2 protein-coding genes are annotated in these 1933 nt (G+C 50.6%); both read left to right on the forward strand.

Features of this window, described 5'->3' with window-relative positions; genetic code table 11:
* Positions 1 to 265 precede the first annotated feature (265 nt).
* Positions 266 to 1075 carry a dioxygenase gene (locus tag HN413_00040; GenBank protein MBT3388777.1) on the forward strand — a complete coding sequence of 270 codons (810 nt, stop codon included), beginning with the start codon at positions 266 to 268 and terminating at the stop codon, positions 1073 to 1075.
* A gap of 57 nt (positions 1076 to 1132) precedes the next feature.
* Positions 1133 to 1837, forward strand: a complete 705-nt coding sequence (locus HN413_00045; GenBank protein ID MBT3388778.1) for a DNA alkylation repair protein — start codon at positions 1133 to 1135, stop codon at positions 1835 to 1837.
* Positions 1838 to 1933: the final 96 nt, after the last annotated feature.

Here is a 1933-nt window from a genome sequence, read left to right on the forward strand (position 1 = left end):
CTTTCATTTCATTTCCTTTCTGAAGGGATCACTCTTTTCTGTGATCGCATCCGTGTGCTTTGCAGGCTTAGTTGAAGTGGCCTTTTTTCTCATCTCGATTCTTTGAGTACCGATTAATTAGGTCTTACCTACAATTATTTTCAAAATGGATTTTGATAGAATTTGAAGTGTAAAGAAGTAATTACCATCGTCATGGTTCTCACCCGCGTCGTTTTAATCTACGAAAACAGAAAAATTCGTCTAACAGATTCGTTGGAAGGTATAAATGAAAAAACAAGCTCAGATTATCTACATTTCTCACGGCGGCGGTCCGCTCCCCCTGCTGAATGATCCCGGTCACCAGGCGATGGTGGATTTCATGACCGCTCTTCCCACCAAACTAACCCGTCCCGATGCGATTCTCGTTATTAGCGCCCATTGGGAAGAAAGTACAGCTGCATTGTTGGGGGCGTCGATGCCCCCCATGCTCTACGATTACTTTGGCTTTCCTGAAAAAGCGTATCAAGTCACCTATCCTGCTCCGGGAAGCCCCGAATTGGCCCATCAGGTTGCGAACCTGCTTGAAGAAAATGGTATTGCCGCGTATGTGGATCTTCAGCGCGGGTTTGACCATGGCGCGTTCATCCCTCTCAAACTTATCTATCCGAACGCGGATATCCCCTCGATCCAGCTCTCCCTTTTGCGCGGTCTGGAACCCGCTGCCCATATCGCACTGGGGAATGCACTCAGGGAATTGAATTCCAGGAACATCCTCGTGATCGGCTCCGGATTTTCTTTTCACAACCTGAACGCTTTTTTCAATCAGGAGCCAGACAAGCCAAATCCTTCTAACGATGCTTTTCAGGATTGGCTCATCGAAACTTGCACTACCCCGTTGTCTCAATTTGAACGTGAACAAAGGTTAATCACATGGGAACAGGCGCCCTTCGCCCGCTACTGTCACCCGCGGGAAGAACATCTCCTGCCGTTGCATGTTTGTCTTGGGATGGCGAATTCTCCGGCATCCCTGCTGTTTGACGACCATATCATGAATACGCGCTGTGTCGCTTTTCTATGGAATCGGGTGGATCAGTAAATAGTATGCAAAACTGCCTCTTGCATTCAAATGGCTTTTTTTTAAAAAAAGGTGTGCATGAACACAATTGACAATATCCTCGCCCAGCTGCATACACTGGCGGACAAAGACAAACTATCCGGCATCGCTCATTTTGGGATCGTCACCACTGGGCGCCTCGGCATCACCATGCCCGACCTGCGCCGCATTGCTAAATCCGTTGGCGTGGACCACCCGCTGGCACTCCAATTGTGGGCTGCCGCTATCCCTGAAGCGCGCCTGCTCGCAGCGATGGTTGCCGACCCACTTGCCATCACATCCTCCCAGATGGACCTCTGGGTTGCGGATTTCAACGCCTGGGATGTGTGCGATACCGCCTGTTGCAGCCTCTTCGATAGATCGCCTCTTGCATGGGACAAGGTCGCGCTGTGGGCTGCCGGGGAGCCAGAGTACACCCGCCGTGCCGCCTATGCCCTGCTGGCTGGTTTAGCCTGGCATGACAAGAAAGCCCCGGATGAAAAATTCATCGCTGCCTTTCCCACCATCCTCTCCAACGTGACCGACCCGCGCAACTTCGTCAAAAAAGCCGTCAATTGGGCTCTCCGCAATATCGGTAAACGCAACCTGGCTCTCAACGCAGCTGCAGTTGACCTCTCAAACCGCATCCTTACGATTGACGACCGGACCGCCCGCTGGATCGCGCGTGATGCCCTGCGCGAGTTGACCAGTGAGAAGATTCTCGCGCGTCTTCACAAAAAAGAAGAATTGCAGGGGTATAGTTAATTCAATCTATTTTTTGAGTCACTTACCGATCACAGGCTGGGGAGATTTCCATAACTTTTTCATATTGAGATATTTTGCCAGGGCAACCAGTCCAAG

This window comes from Chloroflexota bacterium (assembly GCA_018648225.1).
In the GTDB taxonomy this organism is placed as follows: Bacteria; Chloroflexota; Anaerolineae; order Anaerolineales; family UBA11858; genus NIOZ-UU35.

Excerpts from the sequence above, each read along its gene's own strand:
- HN413_00040 (MBT3388777.1), top strand. The coding sequence starts at position 266 with ATGAAAAAACAAGCTCAGATTATCTACATTTCTCACGGCGGCGGTCCG.
- HN413_00045 (MBT3388778.1), top strand. The coding sequence starts at position 1,133 with ATGAACACAATTGACAATATCCTCGCCCAGCTGCATACACTGGCGGAC.